Source organism: Streptomyces sp. NPDC097129 (assembly GCF_055668065.1).
In genome coordinates, this window is the sequence record NZ_JBVOQE010000038.1 from 1 (window position 1) to 2,652 (window position 2,652).

At 60.2% G+C, this 2,652-nt stretch carries 4 protein-coding genes; all 4 read right to left on the reverse strand.

What is annotated here, in order from left to right; genetic code table 11:
* A partial coding sequence (locus AC0B9F_RS37865; protein ID WP_472010336.1) for an alpha/beta fold hydrolase occupies positions 1 to 756 on the reverse strand: 756 nt, incomplete at its 3' end.
* A gap of 188 nt (positions 757 to 944) precedes the next feature.
* Positions 945 to 1,292, reverse strand: a complete 348-nt coding sequence (locus tag AC0B9F_RS37870; RefSeq protein WP_037131408.1) for a hypothetical protein — start codon at positions 1,290 to 1,292, stop codon at positions 945 to 947.
* Positions 1,293 to 1,385: 93 nt separating this feature from the next.
* On the reverse strand, positions 1,386 to 2,054 hold the full coding sequence (locus tag AC0B9F_RS37875; RefSeq protein WP_050794059.1) for a TetR/AcrR family transcriptional regulator: 669 nt from the start codon (positions 2,052 to 2,054) through the stop codon (positions 1,386 to 1,388).
* Positions 2,047 to 2,652, reverse strand: a 606-nt coding sequence (locus tag AC0B9F_RS37880) for a hypothetical protein (RefSeq protein ID WP_472010339.1), incomplete at its 5' end; no start/stop codon positions are given. The genes AC0B9F_RS37875 and AC0B9F_RS37880, both read right to left, overlap by 8 nt.

The window sequence follows — 2,652 nt, forward strand, 5'->3', positions numbered from 1 at the left end:
GTTCACGGGCTGCGGGTGAGTCCAATTGGCCGCGTGACCTGCGCCGGGAATGGTGAGGACTGGAACTGCGAGCGGCAAATGGTCGTACAACTGTTTCGCTTTGGCCGCAGGCGCGGACATGTCGTGTTCACCGCGGACAATCAAGGCCGGCACCGCGATGGCACTCAGCCGGTCGACGACATCGTCGCGTTCGATCAAGCACTCCGCGGCCGGCCGAATCGCTCGACGATCGCTCGACGTCCACTTCTCGATCCACGGCGCCCACGACTCTCGTGAGTCTCCACCGATCAATTGCGGCGCCAGAGCTTCGACAAGCGGTTCGATCGGCGCATCGCTGCACCACTGATCGAACATGGCCCTGTATCCAGCCTTTTCGTCATCGGTGCAGGCAGATGCTTCGGTATCGAGCAGCAGCAGCGCTTGGACTCTCTCCGGAGCAAGCAAAGCAGTCCGCAGCGCGGTGTAGCCGCCCTGCGACATTCCGCCGACGATTGCTGTCTCGACTCCGAGGTCGTCGAGGACCGCGAGGGAGTCGCGAGCCAAATCCCAGTACGTGAATGCGGCACCGGGATCGGTTGTACGGCCGTGCCTGCGAGAGTCCCAGGCCACCACCCTGACCTTGCCTGCGAGGGCATCGATCTGCGGGGCGAACATCGACGAATCCATGAAGAATCCATGACCGAGCAGCAGAACGGGACCCGCTCCCCCACTGTCGGTGTAATAAATATCGGCGTCGGGCGTTCTCACGTTCGGCACGAACCTGATACTAGGGGTGACGCATTCCTTCGCCACCAGTGGCCGAGGGCGAGGACGCTGAGCGAACTGAAAGGGACACGCCCGCCTCATGCGACCGGCCCGGTGCGGCGTCCCGATGGGGAACCCGACCAGCGAGAGACGGGCTGTACCTTGAATGACCTCGTGCACCACGGGTGCGGGGCGGCTGTTTAGAAGAGATAGGGAAGCAGGAACGACGCCACGATCAGGAAGGCTCCGAGGACGACGAGAGCCGTGAGATTGCGTCTCATGCCCGCAGCCTTATCTTCGTAATACCACTTCTGGGCTAAAGCGTCGCGGCGCTCGTATTCCTCGAGTAAGTAGGAATCGCGATCGCTTGAAGGGCCTCCGCCGCTGAGAATGCGCACCAAATCGTAGCGATCGGGGCCGACGAAGCCGAGATCTTGGACTTCCCTGTCGTGGAACGATGCTGACGAGTCCGAATGTGCCATTTCAATACCTGACGCTTCCTGGTGTTCCGCAAGGCGGATTGTGACCGCGGATTCGATCCTGCTCATGTGCGAACGTGGATACGACAGTTCCTTGAGTTCCTGATGCGTACCCTAGAAATACGTTGCATTGGAACGTCTTTCGTAGGTGATGCAGTTCGGCTAGTCCGGGTTGCCGGGCAGTCCTTCAAACACGTCCGCTACCCGTGTTTGCAAATTCGGGGAGCTGACGTCAATCGACTGGATTTGGGCGCCGCCGATGAACGTCGCGCACACCTGATCGGACAATCGGTGGCTTGCGCCGCCGGCCCTTATCTCGCCAGCCTCGATGGAGCGGACAACCAATTCATCAATACTGTTACGCCACTTCCGGTATGCGCTCTTCCCCTCAGCGAGGGAGGGTTCTACAGTGAGAAGCAACCCAGCACGCAGACCAGGGTCGGCATCGATGCGGTGCGCCACCTCGCTGCAGAACCGCACCAACTGGCGGCAGGGGGAACCATCGCCAGGTTCTCCGAGAGCCGCATACTCCTCATCCACCATAGCGGACCATCGTTCGATAACCTGTTGTGCCAGTTCTTCTTTGGAGGGAAAGTGAAAGTATAGTGCACCTTTGGTGACGTTCCCGTTTTCAATGATGGCGTTGATGCTTGCCGCGGCGAATCCGCAAGCATCGAATTGGCGGGCAGCAGCGTCGACGATTTTCTCGCGAGTAATCTCCGACCGTTTTTGCCGTAGCTTTCCTTTGCCCGCGCGCCCGACGTCGGACGGGCTGGGCGAATGAATATGACCTGGACTCAACGGCTCTGATTGGACGATGGTTTCACGCATTCCCTCTCACTTTCAGCAGTGGCTTCTCGCTGCATCCTGCAGAAACAACGGAGGCGTTGGCAATCTGCCTATTGTCAGCATTGGTGCACGATTGTGCCGATCGGAGGCCCGCCTGAGCTGACTCTGTCCTCGTAACCCATTCTCCGATTGCAGTCAAAATCCAACTTTTGGACACCTCGCGGTCGACGTCCACTGCCGATGTCAGTGCCTCGAATGCCAGCGTGACGGCGACAGAGAAATCGGGGTGCGAAGTGTCCGTCGCTTCCAGCGCGATGTCGTTGACGGCAGAAAGTGCGAGGTGCAGCGCGTCCGCTGAGACCACCGCCGGGTCTTCTACCAGCACTGCAGTGGATTGGTATGCCGATATCCAACCCTGGGGGTCTAACGGATGCTGAGCGGAGGCGCGGCACATGCGGGCAACCTGCTCCAGTTCGGAGATGATCTGCTCGGTCAGGATCGGGCCGAGTCTGCCGGTCAGCCCCCACTGCGAGTCGAGGAGGTCCGCGAACCATTGCCAGCGCATCGATTCCGGTGCGTCATCGAGAGCGAGCTCGACTGTTCCGGCAGCAAGACACATCACGGCGTCGCCGGGTGTCAT

Coding starts and splice junctions, on each gene's coding strand:
- AC0B9F_RS37870 (WP_037131408.1), bottom strand. CDS start 1,292: ATGAGCAGGATCGAATCCGCGGTCACAATCCGCCTTGCGGAACACCAG.
- AC0B9F_RS37875 (WP_050794059.1), bottom strand. CDS start 2,054: ATGCGTGAAACCATCGTCCAATCAGAGCCGTTGAGTCCAGGTCATATT.